Source organism: Haloferax sp. AS1, assembly GCF_014530665.1.
GTDB classification, from domain to species: domain Archaea; phylum Halobacteriota; class Halobacteria; order Halobacteriales; family Haloferacaceae; genus Haloferax; species Haloferax volcanii.
This window is the reverse complement of record NZ_SPSA01000002.1, coordinates 399,514-418,438: the sequence shown is the minus strand read 5'-3', so window position 1 is coordinate 418,438 and position 18,925 is coordinate 399,514. Positions and strand designations below refer to the sequence as shown.

At 56.0% G+C, this 18,925-nt stretch carries 14 protein-coding genes and 4 pseudogenes; 2 read left to right on the top strand and 16 right to left on the bottom strand.

Features of this window, described 5'->3' with window-relative positions:
- The 7 genes from E4P24_RS16640 to E4P24_RS19105 form a co-directional block, all read right to left on the bottom strand.
- On the bottom strand, positions 1 to 314 hold a 314-nt coding region (locus E4P24_RS16640; RefSeq protein ID WP_188148904.1), incomplete at its 3' end, for an SWIM zinc finger family protein.
- Positions 315 to 382: 68 nt separating this feature from the next.
- Positions 383 to 1,312 carry an ImmA/IrrE family metallo-endopeptidase gene (locus E4P24_RS16635; protein WP_188148836.1) on the bottom strand — a complete coding sequence of 310 codons (930 nt, stop codon included), beginning with the start codon at positions 1,310 to 1,312 and terminating at the stop codon, positions 383 to 385.
- A gap of 74 nt (positions 1,313 to 1,386) precedes the next feature.
- Positions 1,387 to 1,725, bottom strand: coding sequence for a hypothetical protein (locus E4P24_RS16630; protein WP_188148835.1), 339 nt, complete (start codon positions 1,723 to 1,725; stop codon positions 1,387 to 1,389).
- 98 nt (positions 1,726 to 1,823) lie between these two features.
- A complete protein-coding gene (locus E4P24_RS16625; protein WP_188148834.1) occupies positions 1,824 to 2,219 on the bottom strand; it encodes a hypothetical protein in 396 nt (131 codons plus the stop codon).
- Between the two features lie 329 nt (positions 2,220 to 2,548).
- Positions 2,549 to 2,809: a hypothetical protein gene (locus E4P24_RS16620; protein WP_163489378.1), complete on the bottom strand. Its 261-nt coding sequence runs from the start codon at positions 2,807 to 2,809 to the stop codon at positions 2,549 to 2,551.
- 18 nt (positions 2,810 to 2,827) lie between these two features.
- Positions 2,828 to 3,319 (bottom strand): hypothetical protein, encoded by a 492-nt coding sequence (locus E4P24_RS16615; protein WP_188148833.1) that lies wholly within the window; start codon positions 3,317 to 3,319, stop codon positions 2,828 to 2,830.
- A gap of 1,012 nt (positions 3,320 to 4,331) precedes the next feature.
- The gene (locus tag E4P24_RS19105) at positions 4,332 to 6,017 is read right to left on the bottom strand and encodes a hypothetical protein (protein WP_223174077.1); all 1,686 of its coding nucleotides are present in this window, start codon (positions 6,015 to 6,017) and stop codon (positions 4,332 to 4,334) included.
- Between the two features lie 1,191 nt (positions 6,018 to 7,208).
- On the opposite strand from E4P24_RS19105, the gene E4P24_RS16605 reads away from it, so the two are divergent.
- Entirely contained in the window at positions 7,209 to 7,493 is a 285-nt protein-coding gene (locus E4P24_RS16605; protein WP_188148832.1) for a PadR family transcriptional regulator, read from the top strand.
- Between the two features lie 240 nt (positions 7,494 to 7,733).
- On the opposite strand, the gene E4P24_RS16600 is transcribed toward E4P24_RS16605, so the two are convergent.
- From E4P24_RS16600 to E4P24_RS19205, 3 genes and pseudogenes are all read right to left on the bottom strand, one after another.
- Complete coding sequence (locus E4P24_RS16600; protein ID WP_188148831.1) at positions 7,734 to 8,633, bottom strand: SOSS complex subunit B family protein; 900 nt, start codon at positions 8,631 to 8,633, stop codon at positions 7,734 to 7,736.
- Positions 8,634 to 9,709: 1,076 nt separating this feature from the next.
- Complete coding sequence (locus E4P24_RS16590; protein WP_188148830.1) at positions 9,710 to 10,090, bottom strand: hypothetical protein; 381 nt, start codon at positions 10,088 to 10,090, stop codon at positions 9,710 to 9,712.
- Positions 10,091 to 10,181: 91 nt separating this feature from the next.
- Positions 10,182 to 10,368, bottom strand: a pseudogene (locus E4P24_RS19205) (hypothetical protein).
- 526 nt (positions 10,369 to 10,894) lie between these two features.
- Here E4P24_RS19205 and E4P24_RS16585 point away from each other — a divergent pair.
- Positions 10,895 to 15,946: a DUF4011 domain-containing protein gene (locus E4P24_RS16585; RefSeq protein WP_188148829.1), complete on the top strand. Its 5,052-nt coding sequence runs from the start codon at positions 10,895 to 10,897 to the stop codon at positions 15,944 to 15,946.
- A 277-nt stretch (positions 15,947 to 16,223) separates the two neighbouring features.
- On the opposite strand, the pseudogene E4P24_RS19385 reads toward E4P24_RS16585, so the two are convergent.
- From E4P24_RS19385 to E4P24_RS16560, 6 genes and pseudogenes are all read right to left on the bottom strand, one after another.
- Positions 16,224 to 16,527 (bottom strand): annotated as a pseudogene (locus E4P24_RS19385) (hypothetical protein); the annotation flags it as partial.
- Positions 16,524 to 16,889: pseudogene (locus tag E4P24_RS19380) on the bottom strand (MarR family transcriptional regulator). The pseudogenes E4P24_RS19385 and E4P24_RS19380, both read right to left, overlap by 4 nt.
- 84 nt (positions 16,890 to 16,973) lie before the next feature.
- The gene (locus tag E4P24_RS16575) at positions 16,974 to 17,300 is read right to left on the bottom strand and encodes a hypothetical protein (RefSeq protein WP_188148828.1); all 327 of its coding nucleotides are present in this window, start codon (positions 17,298 to 17,300) and stop codon (positions 16,974 to 16,976) included.
- Complete coding sequence (locus E4P24_RS16570) at positions 17,300 to 17,590, bottom strand: hypothetical protein (protein WP_115819452.1); 291 nt, start codon at positions 17,588 to 17,590, stop codon at positions 17,300 to 17,302. The genes E4P24_RS16575 and E4P24_RS16570 overlap by 1 nt, the downstream gene beginning before the upstream one ends.
- Positions 17,591 to 17,662: 72 nt before the next feature.
- Positions 17,663 to 18,207, bottom strand: a pseudogene (locus E4P24_RS16565) (hypothetical protein).
- 183 nt (positions 18,208 to 18,390) lie between these two features.
- Positions 18,391 to 18,831, bottom strand: coding sequence for a hypothetical protein (locus E4P24_RS16560; RefSeq protein ID WP_188148827.1), 441 nt, complete (start codon positions 18,829 to 18,831; stop codon positions 18,391 to 18,393).
- Positions 18,832 to 18,925: the final 94 nt, after the last annotated feature.

Here is an 18,925-nt window from a genome sequence, read left to right as displayed (position 1 = left end):
TCATCATCGCCGTTTGGTGGGCTACCACCGTCAGCAACGACACGCATCTGGACCGCAAGTTCGAGTATTCGTGGGCGGATCGCGATTGCAACCCGGTGCTTACACGGGCCGTTACCGCTCGCATCGGCGGGACACGAACACGAATCGGGCACACCATCCCGAATTCGAACGCGGTACTCGTGCGCGGTTGGGTCAGCATAGCTCTCGTTGCGTACACGGACATCGCCATCAAGGAGTTCGAACGCGAACGCCTCGTACTGCGCTCGCTTGAGAACACGCGTAGGTGGATCGAACTCTGGTAGTACAGGAATCATGATAGCCAGCGCGCAATGCGCGCGCCCCTTCGAGCGCATAGAAAAACTGCGCCGGACGGCAGATGGGGTTAGACCGCGTCGAGTGTTGAGAGAATCTCTTCGGCCGTCCCGCTAATCCGACCCAGTCGCTCTTGGAGGACATCTGTCTCGTCGCCCTGCCACGCCGCGAGATAGAACGCCGACCCACTCGTGTCTAAGCCGAGGTATCGACCGACGACGTACGCGACGGCCTCCGCTTCGACCTCACGTTTCGCTCGCTCGGTCGCGTCGGTGATGTCAAAATGCAAAATCGCGTGGGCGTACTCGTGGATAATCGTCGACGCGAGGTCAGCGCGGTTCGACCGGTCCTTCACTTCCACGAGCGGGGTGAGGTCTTGGACGCTCCGCGACTGGCAGACACCCTTCGCTTCGCCATGTCGCCACTCGTCGGGATCGACGATGCGGACGGTCACGCCGAGGTCTGACGCGATGTTGGTAAGATCGTCGACGAGCGTGTCAGGCTCACCGGTCGCCGCCGTGTCCAACTCGGGGAGTGGCTCGCCCTCTGTCTGCGAAATGTCGAAGACGGGCGCGGGCTTGAAGCCCACGAGGCCCTCCGACCACTCCTCGGGCGGCGTCTCGTCGTATTCACACTCGCTGTTTTCGTGATAGCTCGGTGCGTTCCCACACTCGGGGCATTGGGTCGTGATGATCGGCGCCCAAATCCAGATCGCCGACTCGCCTTCCTCGACATACCGGTCGAACTCTGCTTGCCACGTCCGGTAGCCGGCGACTTTCGTCGCCTCAGGGGATTGGAGATTGATGAGGAGTGTGTTGCGGTGGGAGTAGTCGTGGAACCGGCTCTGGACGTCCAGCCACGCTTGGAACTGCTCGCTCGCCCGAGCGTTGTCGACGTCGGTAGCGAGGTCTGCAAGCCATTGTTCGATCGTACGATGCATCTCATCGTGCCGCGTGTCGGTCTCGTCGAACGACACCGACGGGGAACTCGTTGTTGCCATTGGTTTCAGTTCTGACGCGTCCCTCCAGGACGCGCCGCACCCCTCTGGGGCGCACAAAAAACAGGCGGGACGACCTACTGGTCGGTGTCCTCGCACTCGAGACTCCGAAGGTACTGTCGACACTCGCCGAACGGGCCGCTTGCAGTCGATTCACCGGTTGTGAGGTGGCGAACCCACTCAATCGCCCAGCAGTACACGGGATCGGACTCACCTGTGCCGTGGATGTACCACCAGCGAGCAGCTTTGAGCACGACGAGCGGATTCGTCGGCGGCCGTTCGCTCAGAAGAGACCACGTAATCGACTCGATTTCATCGGGAATGTCGGCTCGGGTGAACTCCGAACGATGCACGAGTTCGAGATCAACTGGAATCTCGTCGATCGAGACGTCAGGCTCTGTCTGTTGGTGACTCATGGAAATCACGTCACACGGACTGTGTCTTCAGCCCGCACCCATCACGGGCACAAAAAATCTCGATGTCGCGCGGGTACCGAGGAGTCTCCCGACCGACGCTATGCGAGATGCGACACTTCCTCCGGTTCGGAGTCGTCAGCGAACTCATTGCGCTCGACTGGCGTCCAGTCTTCGGTCGTGGTTGGTGCCCACCAATCGACGTGGTAGTCACCAGGCGCACCAAGAATCTTAACACGTGCTTCGTCGTCGGGAAGCGGCCGGCGAAGTTTCTCGTCGACGTGGAGATTCCACGTCGTCGTCGTGTCGAATGTGATGATGACCGCCTCATCGTACCCCCGCGACTCAGGCGACTCACGGCACGTCACACTGGTATTGCACTCAGTGCAGAACACCCCCTCGAAGGGGATGTGCGTGAACGCTTCCGTGCCACACACCGGACACCACAAAAACTCGAACAGCGCCTCGTCGTGACGGAACACGCGCTCGAGACTCATCGATCATTCACCACCGGAGTAGGTATCGTGAGTGAATGGTGTGGAAAACGAGACAACTCGGCTACTGACGTTGGAATCAACATCTGTTACTGCGCCTCCGCCCCTTTGGGCGGCGCAAAAACAACGCCGTAGTGGAGATCTGCTGAACGCGCAATAGAGCTGAATGAGGTACCCTGTCATAGGAGTTCGGTAATCCGCCGACTGTGAGGTTGCGAGTTCACGAATACAATCTGAAAGTGGCAGAGTGAAAGTACATTTCGTCTGTCTTCCTGTGGAGATTGAGAAGTAGTAACCCAATATGAGTCCGGTGCGACACACCACAGGAAGATTTACTCTGTGTCTACTGCTAACTCCGCGAGGACGTCATCGTGTGGGTTCGTTCGAACGCGCTCGACAAACGCACGTGCAGCTGCGGCAGTCGCAAACACCGACGCATCATAGCCGACGGAGCCACCGAACACAGTCCACTCGTCGGTTACCACACCCCCGGACAGCGGGGTGTACTCAACACGATAGCTGTCAGCCGCGTCGTCAACGACGATTCGAACAGCGATACCACGATCAGGAAGTGTCTCTCTTAGGAGCATCATTGGGCACAGCCTCCAAAGTCAGTAATGGACATCAGCGGGAACGATCCACAGATGGTCGTTCGACCCGACGAGTTGCTCAAGCCGCTCGCGATGCCGAACCCCGTCTGCGAACTCGTCGTAGAGGTACACCGCCGGCCCGCGGTACGCTCCGAGATTGTGGCACGCATGCCTGACGAGGTCCTCATCGCGCATAATCGCCGCGGCGTCAAGCTCGTCAACGCCTTCTCGAACACGCTCGAGATTCCGCTCGAACTCGCGTGTCGTCGCCTGCCACCCACGCTCAAGGAGTTCCTGGCCCTCTTCTGAATCAACAGGCTCTGCAACCGGGAGGTCACCCCACCGGGCGCTACCGGCAACCGTTGTTGAGTCGTCATCGAACGTCACATAATAGTCGAACACCGCCTCAGCGTGGGGGGCAGCTCCCACCAGTTGGTCGAATACGTCAGCGGCCCGCGAGAGGGCTTCGTCTGTTGTCGATGCAGTCACGAGAGCGTAGATTACCTGGTGCATTCGTCGTCACCTCGCCAACTCAGGAGTCGAAGTCTGTCCGACCCCCTGCGCCGGCGCCCATCGCCGGCGCACACAAACACAACCCACTACGACGCACCGGTGTTCACGTGTGCTGTTGCTCTGGAGGGGGTGGTGGACGCTTCGCTCTGTTGAACTACCAGTCGCTGACAGTCGTTAGAACCGTGCTGAACTCAGGGTGCAAGTCGGACCCTGACATGAGATCTCGCCTGAGAGAGTCGAACCGCTCAAAGCTGAGTTTGTAGATATTGCTGGCCAGACCCCGTTTGATAGACAAAAGTGCGAGATCGTGCCATTTGATGCACAGCACAGAATTTTCAATAAGAAGGTCATAGACCGGCCCTCTCATCATATTCTAGATGCTCGGACTGGGAGGGATTTTGATCGGGCCGTAGAGCTGAACCAAGTTCCAACGGTTCGTGCTCGGCGAATTCGTATTCTGTGGAACCCCTTCTATCAGCATCCAACCCACTCCGAATCTGGCGGCACAGTGAATTCTAAACCGATCACAATGGATATCGAGAAGGGTGCTTTTGTTATCTACCGGGGTTATCTTACTCGAAGGTCGCGAGTGATCTTGCCAGAGAAGGGAGCGTATATTATTGAGGCAGATGTTCGAGATGGGTTTGGATGGATTGGAGCTGGTTTCTATAGGGATTCAACAGAATGGGATGTCAGATACTCTACTGAGGAGGATGATTGTCTTCGTATGTATGTTCCGACACCGACTGAATTTAACGAAGGCTGGGAGCCTATGGATCCGTTAGATTGGATGAATGGGGCTTGGGGTAGTAGAAATCGTTAGAACTGGTTTGTTAGCCGATGTGGCCTTCTTTTGTTTCGAGGCCCACGTTTTCGAGTACCTGTCTCATGTCGTTGACGCGGTTTTGTGCGTCTTCCATTGTGTATGGAGGTATTGTTTCGGAAGTGCCGATGGTGAAGTAGTCGTCTAAGTCTTGTGGTGTGTAGTGTATGTTAGAGTATGCTAGAGAATTTAGGCTCCGGCCAGTACTTGCTGGCTGAAGTCATTCATTTCTTCTCCTTCTAAAGAAGCATCGACGTCGTCAACACTCATGCTGTACTCTGGGTTGTCCCTAAGGAACTGGTTGAAGTCATCATATTCCCCGCTGCTATCCTCCCAGACCTCCTCAATCAGGGAGTCATCTTCTACAACAGCGTACTGTGGGTTCTCAGTGTCTCCATAGATTACGTGATTAGTATCTTCATCCATAACCATCTTCTCAAGGACCTTCGACTGATTATATAGAGTCCTGAAGTCTGTGTCGTTTTGGTTGAAGTTTCTTAATTTCTCAATGAAGTCAACGACATATTCTGTGGTAGGAGCTACACTCCCAGGTTCGCCTGGATGAGGAGCATCCTCATGATAGAGTGTGTTCGCCATTTCTCCTATTGTTCTTACAGCTCTAGCCTTCTTACTTGAGAAATCTAGTGGAGATGTGTCTTCGTCTTTTTCCCAGCCGAATCTTAGTGGGTGCCAGTACTCTTGGAACCCGTCATTTTCTGGGTCTAGGTATCCTGAATCCTCGATTAATGGGTGAAGTTGATTATCGTCTGCGGTAGCCGTTACTGGAGCTGAGACAGTCTCCATGAATCTGAGTTCTTCTGTTCCGTCGGCGTTTTTACCGTAGATAAGGCCTGTACCGTGACCTAAGGTTTCAACGTCCCAGGCATGTACTTCAAGGCCCTGGTTAGTATTTTGCTCTATTGCTCTTTCCAATGTAGGAGCATATAGTGCATCTTCTGTAGATACTGGTCCGTCATTTGTCATTTTTGCGTTCCAGTTGAATAGGTATGGGTGGACCCAGTCTAGTGCTTCGCCTACTGTTTCGGCGTTTGAGAATTGTTCGAAGTCGAAGTTTCCTCCTCTTCTTTCTGCCATGCTCCCGTTAGGATAGATAGCTGCAGGCACTTCGTCACCGCTTTTGATTGCTTCAATATCTGGATTTCCTGTGTCTGTTCCGATGCTGTCTACGAAGTTCTTTACCTCTGTGGGTTGGGCTTCGGCTAAATCGATGTAGTCGTTGTCGTGTCTCCATTCGTAGGCTGCTAGGTCGATTGCGAATTTGTTGAATCCTAGTTGTTCGTGGCTGTTGTAATTGTCTATTACTGGGTCTGATGTGATGAATCCGCCGCGTTTCTCTAGGTAGTTGTCTTCTAGAGAGTTCTGGCTGATCTGGTTTCTTAGTTCTCCATTTCTTTGAGGGACTACGTCAACTTTGTAGTTTCCTGGCGTGGATTTAACAGCTGGTGCTGTGTCCTGGGCCTCAGCGCTGCCTGAAGATGCTGTTGCGGTGAATTCCTGTTCTCCCTTCTTCATCTGACCTGGGTGCACAGTAACTGTATTATCATTCCACTGGCTGGAATCCGGACCTATCTGTACTTTCTCGTTGGATACATTGACTGATTCCACGTTGCCTGAAGTTTCTACCTGGAACTGGGCCTGAAAGTCCTCTATACTATGATTTCTCCATATCGGCGGTAGCTGACCTGGCTGCGAAGAAGTAGATATGTTGACCGAAATATCTGCACTGTTGGTAGGGGTTGTTTCCGTGGTGTTGTTGGGGCTATCTGTGTCTTTGTTGTTTCCGGTGATGGTGTTGCAGCCGGCGAGTGCGGTGAGGAGTCCTGTGGTTCCGAGGAGGAGGTGTCGTCGTTTCAAAGAGAAATGTCACCTGGTTATTGTGTCTACGTAGTCGTGTCACTGTTTTATAGCTTGAGGGAGCACGTCTCATCTGACATTGGGTGTGTAGTCAGGTACCTACCCGTTCTCCGGCAACGATCTGGTAGAAGAGGTGGTACTTGATGAACTCTGTATCTGCGTCACACGATTTCTGTTAGTTCTACGGAACTCAACAGAGCCCCCTGATTCATTCTCGTACCAATATCAGGAATCTGGATCAGGTCCGTACTGCGGCGTTCGACATACGGAACACCGCCAGACAGGCTCTCCAGCCCACGCTGCGGGTGGGCTGTCGTCGCGTGAGTCGAACCGATACGGCGTCTGCTCACCACACGACTGACAGCGGAGCCGTTGCCGTGTTGGCGATGATGACGACGACTGTGACGGCGAGATATCAACAGACGCTCGCCGAAGCGCAATCGCTGGGACAACCCACGTCTCCGAGTCCGAGAGCAACTGCTCACGACGGGAGTCCTCAGTAATCTGCGTCCCAGCAGCGTCGTACCACCGGGAGGCAGAACCCTCCGTCGAAGGAGAATTGGACCACAACGAGACTGACCGGGCTTTCGCTACGAAGCCATCCTCTCGTGAGCCAGTCGCAGGAACGACGTCCGGGAGGTGACCCCACCGCGCTCGAAGTGGCGCCGCAATCGGCTGTTCGAGCGCCTCAATGAGTGTACATTCGTCGATAGGGGATGAGTGGGACTTCTGCAGTAATCGCGCTGCTGCAGTCCCTTTTGCGAGTGCGCCTCGCGAGGACTGTGACGTAACGAGCAGACAGATGATGCCGTGGAGTGGTTGCTCGCGAGGGTCAGAGGTGCTGTCTGGGGCCGAGACATCTTGCTCGAGGCAGAACCGACACTGGCTCTGAGTCGATGAGATAGCTCGCTCGCAGGACTGACAGATGTTCGTGTCCCGGTCGTTACCGGCGGGGTAGTCACACTCCGCGATTCCGTCGCCGTACTCGGCATGGTCAGTTTCCAACTGTGGGTCCGGGATTTGCGTCGCTTCGCCATACGGTCGAAATTCCGCGGTCCGGTCACGGTAGGGCGGCATACCGCGTCGTGGCTGTACGTTCCTGTATAAACGTTCGTCCAGCGAGGTCACTCTGAAACCCGGCCGATGGCCAACAAACGTATATGTATTCTTAAACTAGCTGCGGACAGCAAAATGCACGACTTGACCGGGTTCCAACGCGACCTGCTGTACGTCACCGCCGGCTTGGAAGAGCCACACGGCCTCGCAATCAAAGACCAACTTGAGGACTACTACGAAACCGAAATCCACCACGGCCGGCTGTATCCTAATCTCGATACACTTGTCGAGAAGGGACTGCTCGACAAAGGCGAAAAGGACCGCCGAACGAACGTCTACGCGATCACAGCCAGAGGTCGCCGAGAAATCGAAGCCCGTGACGACTGGGAACAACAGTATACCAGCGAACTCACAGGATAACCAGAGTCAGATCAGAATGAGACTCACAATCGACATGAGTAACTGGCACTCAGACATCTCACAACGGTGTTTTTCTCTCCTTCCTCGTCTCAATTTACTATTGGAAACGGGACCACGTTCTCTCCAGTAACAGAGGTCGTGGCTGCGCGCGCAGCGGCTGCGAGCACGGAGCGGAGGGTGGGGCGGTGGGGTCTGGGTCGGCCCGGCAACCAGCAAAAAAAAGAGGGCTGCCTCGCGCCGTTAGGCGTCCCACCAGGCGTCGCGCTCGGGGAACATCACGGTCGTCCAGCCCGTCAGGGCAATCGAGACACGCCCATCGTACCAGTTTCGCGCCGCTCCGTGAATCCGCACACGTTCGCCCTCACGAATCCACGGCACGTCCGAGGCCTTCCAACTCGTCAGCTTCACCTGCCCGCTTTCGTCTTCGAGGAGCCCCGCTTGCTGAATCGCCGGCGACTCCGACTCCCACACCGTCGTCAACGTCCCTTCAACGCACACTTCGCGTCGCGACACGTCCTCCAGTTTCCCGATCGGCACCATCGTCCCCGGTGCACCTTCGAGTTCCTCGAACACGCTCACAGTTGCCGACAGCATGTCTTTGCCGCTCAATACCGCTTCACTCAGCCGCCGACTGATCGCCGCTCGCGACCACCCATCCAGCTTCTCCGCTAAGCGCGTTGCCTGCTTGTGTACTGCGCCCAACTGCTCTTGGGTCAGCTCCGTCCGGGGATCCGCCCGGTCGGGGTCCGCCATCGGGTTCACACTCGCTGCGCGCTTCTGGAACTGCCGCCGTCGCACAGCGCTCCGTTCAGCCGCAATCACCCGCGACCGCGCCTCACGACCCTCTTGCGAGCCCAGTTCCGCACGGGCACTAATCCGTTCGAGTTCCGCTTCCCGCGCTCGAATGCGCTCTTCTTGGGCCAACGTCACGCCGTGAATCCGTTCGTCGCTCGTGTCTGCGATCCCATCTGGGTGGTTCGCATCCACCTTTGCTTGGATCTCCTGTTGCACCGTCGCCTGGTACTGCGGCGTCTCGTCGACGACCTCAAACCCGTCTTCGTCGACCGCCGTCTCGTCCGCGTGTTCGAACGCCTGTTCAGCCACCGAAACTACCTTTCGACTGGAGTTGTTACTAGACATTGTCGTAACTTCGAAGGCGCTGACGCGCCGACGCCCGCGACTCCACTCGCGGGATTCTCACGAACCAACACTTGAGCCACGGCTCCGACGTCGACCGATGACGCCGTCACCGAGGTGCCCGCGCCGCGCCTTCACGCCGGACCCTGTCCGGCGCGGCGCGGCACCGACGGCACCCCAACAAACGAGTGCGGGGGGTGAACCTCGAGGTGAGCGCGCGGTCACCGCCATATACCCAGCCGGTCACCGCGGGTCGGCGCCGCGCCGAGTCCGTCCGTCGGCAGACGCAACGGCAGCGGCCGCGGCGCCGAGGCGGCACGGCCGGAGGGTATACGGTGGTGAACGGCGTCGCATACGGCCACAGCGAGGCCGCAGAGAGCGAGGACCCGCTGGAACAGCACCGCGCCCGGACCCGCACGAGCCTGTCCCGTCCGTCGTAGACGCAACGGAAACGCCTCGTGCGGCAGCCCGGTGCGGGCTGGACGCCCGCGGACCCACAGCTCGTCGCGGCCGAGTTTGAGCGCACGCCCGGCAGGCCGCACAGCCAGCCCTGAGTGAGCCCCGGACCGTGGCATATTGGGGGTGAGCACGGCGAACCCCCAGTAGCCACCGCAGCCCGGGCGAACGAGGGGTGAGGGCAATCGCCCGAACGGCGAGCAGCCCGCCCGGACCGCGCAAGCGGCCACGTCTGAGCCAGCCGTTGCGGTGGCGCGACCGCAGCGAGGGAGCGCCGACCCAACGGCTGGTGAAGATGCAGCCACCCCGGTCTCGGTCACGGCCCGGTCGCGGGCCGAGCGCTCGCAGGCCCGCCCTCGGGGCTGACCGGTATCGGGTGGCTGCACGCGGCCCGACCCGGCCCCGCGACCGTGCCCCGTCCGTCGCAGACGCAACGGCAGCGCGAAACGCCCGGGCCCGGCAGGAACGGGCTGCCCGCCGGAGCGCGCACAACCCGAGCAGTCGCCCCCCAAACGTACCGATAATCCTCACCACTCAAACACGTGCAGACGACTGATTTGATTCTCCTAGCCGGTCGTCAAGAACGTCGGAAACGTGGGGTCCGTTTAGGAGGGACGAAAACGCTACTCGTCGATCGGGTCGGAGGAATTGAGGTTTGCATACAGAACCTCGCCGTCGCGAATGACGTACCGCTTGGCCAGCACGGGGAAGCGACATTTCGTGAATCCGGCCGTCTGAATATCGAGTTCCTCGTCGACTTCGAGGTAGCCGGCGAGCTTTCGCAAGAATTCGTGGGTCACAATGCCGCTCTCGTAGTCCGGGAGGCCGTTCTCGCGCGCTTCGTACACTTCGAAGTCGTCGTATCCCCAGATGGTGAATTCACCGTCGCTGGTGACTTCCCAATTGAGTGTTCCGAAGAAATAGATCTCACAGAGTTCGCGGACTGCCTGCGGATCTGATACAATCGCGTCGGCCAACGTCGTCGCAGCTTGCAGTGTGGCCATATCTTAGTCTCTCGGGGTCGCCCCCGAACCCCTGTCAGGGGCGATAAACCAACGCGAGAGGTGCCTTGCTAGCCGTGGTTGACGACTCTAGTTAGGAGTCTGCGTGGATGTTCGCCCCGGCTCTGGTCCAGCCGCGTGAGAAGGCTCACTTCTTCTAGGAGGTCTCTCGCGGTCTCGACTCGCTCTTGATCCGCGGCGTCTAATCGGTCGAGGTTGAGTCGATTGAGATTGCTGAGGACACGATGCCTCCGGTAGCCTTGCTTGGACTTTTGGTCCATAGGAAGTGCCTCACCGCTTATCGGCGTGGATAGACTCATTTCATGACCGTCGTTAGACTGGTAGGAGGTTACGTCATTAACCAACATGAGTTGCTCTTTTCGAGCTACAATGCAACTATCCCTCTGGATGTGCCGACGCTCAATTAGTACAGTTCTTGTCGAACGCCTCGAGAGTGCATTACGTGAGGAAAGACCAAAGTAATCTATCTGTCTTGTGTTGGTTAAGGCGGCACGAGGTCTTTTCTATCAAACTGACAAGCGACCTAGCAGTCAGCCATCAAGCAAGATCTCCGTTTAATAGGCGAACAAGACACAGAAGGTTGCGTTCCCGTTTACTTACTATTCTGTGGTTCTACTACATCCGCTGCAAAAACGCGAGTTAGAACAAAGCGACTTAACTACCTCCCCCAAACTTCAGTCCGCTTTAATTGTGCAGTACCCTGCCAAAGAGTAGTCGAAGAGAGAACGACTTCGGCAAAGACATATATACTGACTGTACTTTCCTTACAACCTACTCAAAACACACATGAGTGAAAAAACGTCTTTTTCTTGTGACGAATGTCAACGCACACTTCCTGCGTGGATGGAACACGAGGAGATAGGGGTCTGTGCTCAGTGCGCCGACGAAAATGAATTTTCTGGAAGTGACGATAGTAGTCAACTCGAAGCGTCCACAAAAACCGACGAAGAAACAGATACAGACACAGTTAGTGAGTCACTCTTAGCTACACCAACAGACGGCAGTACCACTTCTGAGGACCGCACGGGTGGTAAGAACGCGACAGATGAGACGCAGTCGGACACATCAACAGGGGGCCACATCCTTGATCCAATGTGGGATACGACTATCGATACATCTGATATCGAGAATGCTACCGAGGAGACAAGCAGGTCCGAAACAAAGTCAGGTACTGATGCCGATCCGTTGGACCGGAAGATCGACAGTTGGAAGCAACAGCTACTGGACCTGACGAGGCGCAGTAACTTAGTCAACTTCTCTGCTACAAAGACTAAATCGCTACCGTTTCACCGTGCTAACCCACTCACAGTTGCAGACAGTCTCTTTGAGCGAAACCCACTCTATATTCGTCGGTCAAAAAAAGAAGAGGAGGGTGGGTCCCCAGCAGATCCGGCGGATCTCAAGTCTGATGAAGTCTCGTCTATTCGAGCAAATGGCGCAACTGAGAACTCACTAAACAATATTCGACTCCATGGAAAACGATTCCTCCGGGAGCGGGGTGTTGACTCGTTATTTCTTGCGCTCGGGACGCTTCGATGGTACGATGTCGACCATAGTGACTCCGAGCTTCGAACTCCGCTTTTCCTTGTTCAAGTCACCCTGAGCGAAGAAACAAACCGAAATCCAGAACGCCACGATTACGAAATCACGAGTGAAGATGCCGAGATACAGGTTAACCCGGCACTTAGAAAGCTTCTTAGCGCAGAACGCGGGATTCAACTCTCACCAGATAAGGCCTTCTCAATCGGTGAGTTAGAAACTGCATTCGCATATATTGAGGACGTCATTAGTGGATTTGACAGATGGCGTATCGCGCCTGAGGTGATCCTCGGAATCTTTGATTTCTCAAAATTCGGTCTCTATACCGATCTCGAAGAGAACCGTGACGCAATTAAAAGCGACCCATTAGTCGAAGCAATAAATGGGGATCCATCTGCACTTCCCGAACCAGCACCCAGTCCGGGCGCCAGCCAACTAGACAGCCAAGTCCCACCAGCAGACACCTATCAAGTACTGGATGCAGACTCCAGCCAACAAGAAGCGATCGAAGCAGCCAAACGAGGTGTGAGCTTCGTCCTACAAGGTCCACCAGGAACCGGGAAGAGCCAAACGATTTCCAATATCATCGCGGAAAAAATGGCGGCTGGTGAGACGGTCCTGTTCGTGAGTGAAAAGCAGGCTGCCCTTAATGTCGTGAAAGATCGATTAGATAATAACGATCTAGGACGGTTCTGCTTAGAAGCCCATGGCGAAAAAGCCAGCAAGAAGCAAGTCCTCGAGGATCTCAGCCGAGAATTAACTGCTGACCCACTCCAGCACCCCAGTGAACGTAGTGCGGCTATGACAAAACTCGAGGACACCAGGCGGACGCTGAACCAATACAAAGAAAAACTATTCTACCAACCGCCAGAGCAGGATATTACCCCATACGAAGCGTTTGGAATTGTCTCAAAGCGCGATACTTATCCGCGAATCGATAGCTCATTTGGAGATCCGACAAGCTACAGTCAGTCCGAGATCCAGTCACTTGAGGAGCAACTGGCGTCACTAGCATCCTATGAACACGAGTTCAACCGCGATGGTAACCATCTATGGCAGTACGCCACCATTGAAAGTTGGAGAATTGATACATCTGAGTCTGTCGAAGCGACGCTCAGAGACACGGCAACAGCCATCGAGAATCTGCAGGAAATACGGACAGATGCTGAAGCTGTTCTTGGAACTTCACTATCGTCGATATCTGACCTACGAGATGCAAGCGAACTAATAGACCTACTAGCAGATGTTCCTGAGGTGGAACTCTCGGAGAGACATCTTGAGAAGGAGTTTTACGCGCGTAGAGACCGCCTCCAAGAGTTAGCAACTCACAGTCAAGAGATAGCGGAAGCCCGGTCGGAACTTATCAAACACTACGATGATTCGTTCTTCAGTACCAATGCCTCCGAACTCAATAGTGAGTTGAGCAAGTATGGGATCCTACGATACGTTAGCCCGTCTTATCGACGGCTGAAGAAGCAGATTTTATCTCACGCTGTCGAGGACTATAGTCCGACAATCAAGGACTTGCGCGCTGATACGAAGCGCCTGATGGAGATTAACGCACTCACGGAGGAGCTCAACGAATACGATGGCCTGACGTCCCAGTTAGGACATCTGTACGATGGTCACACTTCAGATTGGGACACCATCGTTGCTATCCAAGAATGGGTGGCTACCGTCGCTAATAACGATCTTGTCGACACCGAAGAACTGAATGATCTCGTCCTTGAGTCCGAAGAGGTTGAAATTCAACGCTTCAACGACAGACTGACCAAGGCAATCGTACGTTGGGAGAATACCATTCCCGATCTTGAAGAGATCTTTGATCTTTCCAAGGTTCACATTAATGGCACAACTATCGATACTGCAGTTCTCGAAGAGGTCTCTGCTTGGATTGAAGAGCGCCAGCACAACGTTGATGCCCTACAATCTTGGATACAGTATAAAGCCAAGCGTAACGAGGTTCTTGACGGAGCAGCAGGCAGATTCTTGAAGATCTACCTCGCTGAGGACCGCGCTGCAAGCGACTTAGTCGATACCTTCAAGCGGAATTTCTATACTGAGTGGCTGAACGCCGTCTACGCTGAGACGGGGCTCGATTCGTTTAGTGCGACGGAGTACAACGATTTAGTTGATGAATTCCGCCAACTAGATCAACAACAACGAGAGTACGCGAAAGCGGAAATCCAACACCGCGTGACGAACCGGCGTCCACAAATGGAACTCCAGCATGCTGGTAGTTCCGAACAAGTCACACTCCGCCGTGAGGTCCAAAAAAGTAGGCGGCATATGCCACTCCGTGAACTCTTTGAGGAGGCTTCCACACTCATCACAAAACTCAAGCCATGTTTCATGATGAGTCCCCTCTCAGTCGCCCAGTACGTCCGACATGGGTCCATCAAATTTGATACGGTCATTTTCGATGAAGCCTCCCAAATAATGCCTCAGGACGCTATTAGTAGCATTATCCGTGGTGAGCAAGTTATCGTCGCAGGGGACAGTAAACAACTGCCACCAACATCGTTCTTCCAAACTGACGTCGAGAATGCAGACGGTGTCCGCGAGGACTTAGAAAGTATTCTCGATGAAGCGTCAACGGTCCTCCCGGAGAAACAGTTACTCTGGCACTACCGGAGTCGGACGAACGAACTTATTGAGTTCTCGAATGCAAAGTACTACAACGGCGCCCTACGGACGTTTCCGGATAATAATACTAGCGACGCGATGGGTGTCGACTTCGAATATGTCGAGGATGGGTTGTATGACCGAGGGGGATCCAGCACGAATCAGCCAGAAGCAGACCGTGTCCTTGAACTAATTCAGCAACACATCAAGGAACGTCCAGGAAAGAGCCTCGGTATCGTCGCGTTCAGTTCGAAGCAAGCACAAGCCATACGAGATACAATAGAAGAAGTACGCGACCAGAACCCAGAACTAGATGCATTCGTCGCTGAAGATGATGCACTTGAAGGCTTCTTCGTGAAGCCACTAGAGAACGTACAAGGTGACGAGCGGGACGTTCTTATCTTCAGTATCGGTTATGGGCCAGATGAGGCCGGTAAAATATCGATGAACTTTGGTCCACTCAACCAAACGGGCGGTGCTCGCCGGCTAAACGTCGCTATCACACGCGCCAAAGAATACATCCAAGTTGTATCCTCACTCCAACCGGGCGATATCGACTTACAGCGTACTGACAAAGGTGGTGTCGAGGATTTCAAACACTATCTCGAATATGCTAAACACGGTGAGAACGCTCTCACGCGTTCGGATTCAGAAAGCCAGTTCCTGCAGTTCGACTCTGAGTTCGAAGAAGCAGTCTACACAGCACTTGAGAAACGTGGACTTGATGTCTCCACACAAGTACAAAGCTCAGGGTACAGTATCGACCTTGCAATCAGACACCCAGAGAAACCAGGGAAGTATGTACTCGGAATCGAATGTGACGGCGCTGCCTATCACTCCTCAAAAACTGCGCGTGACCGTGATCGGACTCGGCAAGCAGTACTAGAGGACCTCGGCTGGAATATCCACCGTATTTGGTCGCCAGATTGGGCGTCGAACAAGAGCCGTGAAATTGACACGATCGAATCAAAAGTCGCAGATCTTGTTGAGGGAAATATAACTGCTGATGGGGGGACAGCGGTTGGAGAGATTCAGAAAATCGAAGTCGACATCATCCCCGAAGACGAACGTGGCGGGATCCAAGACCACATCACGGAATGGCAAGAACCGCAAGTTGCAACTCGTGGGGACAAATCACTAAATGAGGTTCCCAATGAGCATATTGGGAACGGACTCGTTAGTGTCGTGGATAAGTTCGGGCCAGAACCGCGCGAGAAAATCTTCCGCACAACGATTTCCCGGTGGAATATTTCGCGACTTGGGAAGAACATTCGAAAGAGGCTTATTGGGTTTCTTGGTAGTCTCTCCCGAGAAAATTCGGTTTACACCCAAGATGGATTCGTCTGGCCAGGAGAGCGACCAGGCTCAATTGAAGTGCGAACGAATAGTGAGACTGCGAGTCGGTCTGCCGATGAGATTCCTCTTGAGGAGTTGGCGAAGGCCGGGTATCTAATACTCAAAGCAGGGAACCGGATGACTCGAGAAGATCTCGTACTCGAAATTGCGCGCTTGTATAATTACCAGCGAACAGGCTCAAATATTAAGAATCGGATCAATGACGCAGTTGATGTGCTTATCGACGAAGGAGGAGCACAGCTCGACGAAACTGGGAACCGAATTGGGTTCGTGGACACCGATATTGACCAGCAACTCCTAAATCGGATTTACCGGTAAACGGTCAAAGGTGATTAAGTCCTTAACCTGTTAGTGTGCTAAGTGTAGCGCAATCAGGTGATAAAGTTCGACTCCAAGGAATACTGGCTTAGTAGACTGGGCAATGTTTGATCTCAGTTAGGCGCTCTCCTACCTAAGGTGAATAATGTGTATGGGTGATCCGTGCGCAGGGCACCCGCACGGTCGAGCAGCCGCTCACAAGCCCTGTCGACAGATGCGTGCGCGGGATTGCCAGTTCGTTCTTCGATGTCGTACACGGTCTCGTGATCGAACAGCCCTCGGTCGGTGATTCGAGATACGCTTCGAGTGCGTCGACGACGGTCTGGACGAACGACTCGTCGAGGCGGCCCTGCCGTCGAACATCACGGCGTGCTTCGGCGACGCGACGGCCCACGGCGAGGCGTAGCTCTGCCTCGGCATCCCACCCACGACCCAGTCAGCGTCGTCGTTAGTGTGACCGTCATATACTCCTCGTCACCGAACGGGTGCGTGTCGTTGTTGAGGATCAGCCACGGACGCGGGTTCTCTCCCGACTTGAACGGGTCCGGCCCCCAGACGACATCCCCGCGCTGATAGCTCATTTAGTCGCCTCGTCCTCGTCGTCGACGGCGTGCTCCAACCACTCGTCCATGTCCTCCTCACCGAAGCGGTCGTTGGCTGCTCGCGTACTCTCGAGCATGCTGGCGTACGCGGCGACGTCATCGACCTCACCGAGCGCCCAGTAGGTGCCCTTGTGCCGGACGAGCCCTCAGTCTTCGAGCCGAGAGAGGACGACACTGATGCTCCCTGATTTGACGTCAGTTGAGTCGCGAATCTCGCTCTGCGTGAACGCCTGATCGGGATGCGCAGCGAGGAACCGCATCACGCGGTCTGCGTTCGTCTCTCCGGAGTGCTGAAGGCGGTCTTCGGGGGAGGACTCGAAGGTCTCGATGTCGATGGGCATGTGTATTCCTTTGTCAGTGAATATATTAGATGTATTGACATATCTCAACGTGGTGGTGCCTGCGACCATCGGGTGAGAAGCCAGCTACTGCTCAACTATGTGCTCCTCGAGGTCGCGCGTCCAGTACGTCGCAATGCCACCCGGACTACAGCGGGCGCACAACTGCAACGGGCCTTCCAGATGCCCGAGTTCGACCCGGAACCGGGTGAGCGCCGCGAGCGCGTCGACGACCAGTCCACAGCCGTCACAGGCGACGTGGTCACGCTCGTCGGGGTCTGACTCTGTCTGGATCGCGCAGTCAACGCAGATCGGGTGGGTGGCCCGTTCGTCCTGTCCCCAGGTGTGCGCCTCGCCAGTCTCGGTGCCGGGTGGGGCGTCACAGAAGGCACAGCCGGCGAGGGTTTGCTGCATCACTCGCCCTCCCCGTCGGCGTCGCGGCCGGCCGTCCAGCCACCGTGAAAGACGGCAAGCTGCGTCGTCGAGTCGAAGGCTGTGCCACTCGGTTCGTGAACGAGGACGCGGTCCTCGGGAATCGGAGTGACGACGGCCGCGTCGACGAGGTCATTGACCAGGCGCTGGGCCGTCGCGTCGTCGACGTCCGCCGTGTCGACGCTGGTGGCGTCGCGGTCCTGGGCGAGTTGTTCTTTCTCGAACTGTTCGTAGTCGCAACTCGTGTCGTCGTGAGGATCGGGACCAGGCATGGTGAGTCACGCAGCGCACGCTATTGCGCGCTGCACGCCTCCTGGCGCAAATAAACAGCAGGGCCGACAGTATCAGTCCGGTCGCGGGTCGCGATAGCCGATGACGGCGACGTCGTCGATGAACAGGACGCCCTTCATGAAGTCGAGCTTGGTCAGACTGTGCTGGTGCAGGTTATGCCGACCCAGGTAGTTTACTGGCACCACCAGACAGCCGAACTCGATCTTCGGCTGGCCGTCCTTCTGGGTGCGGTACCCCTTCTGGAACTTGAGGAGGTCGTCGCTGACGTTCTTCCGCTCGCTCTTCTCGACCTCGATGGCGATGCGGGCGTCGGCGTCGTAGAGATCGACGCTGTAGTTAAACCCCTGATGCGACCAGAGCTTACAGTTCGGGTTGTAGCTGCCGGCGGCGTCCCCTTCGTACTCGTACTGCGAGAGCCCGTCGGCGATGGCGGCATCGAACCCCCGACCTCTGTGTGCTTCGTCGACCCGTCGAAGACGCTTGCTGGGACGGCCTCGACGGCTGCCCGAATCGACGCCAGCGCATCGTCCGGAAACGCCTCGGACGAGATTTGAGTACGCCGCTCGCTTAGTTTGGTGACCTCCTCGACGACGACCATACTCGCTTTCGAGGAGTAGCGGCCCGATAAAACCCGTCGCGACCGCCGTTCAAGCCGACCGATCGCCAGGATACACTCACTCGAGGTACAGGGCGGTGGGTGGGAGCGAGGGAGTTGATCCACCCCCCAGCGTTAACCAACACCGTGTCGGTATCGACCGAGAATGTTGGTTAAGCCTAGCTGCTACGGCGCTCGGAGATCTCGAACTGGCTTCACGACGAAGGTATCTGGCTCGCTGGCTGCTCTTTCACCTGATCGCTCCGCCGACGTCGAGGGCGACTGCGTGAGCTGGGTGATGAGCTCGTCGCGAACGGTTCGCCGGGGGACGGTGGTCTCGTGCCAGCCCAGCCGGTCGTCGAAGTGCCGCTTCTGGAACTGCTCGCCGACGTCGTCGGCTGCGACGTACTGCGTCCGCGTCGACCGCCCGACCTGCCGGGAGATGAAGACGGCCCCCACGGCCTCGTGTGTGAGCTCGACGAGAGCACACTCCACGAGGGCGACGACCGAAGCGTGATCCCGGTCCGTCGGAACCGTCATCTCGAGGTCCGCCCACGGTGCCTGGTCGTCTGGGGTAGTTTCTACCTGATGCGCTGCTCGTGACTTGCTGCGTCGTTCCGAAGCCATCGTTTATCGGGGGCACGTGATGCGCCCCGCCACCCCCTCGCGGGGGCAACAGACCCCACCGAAACGCACCCTGTCAACCTATGCGCTACATCTG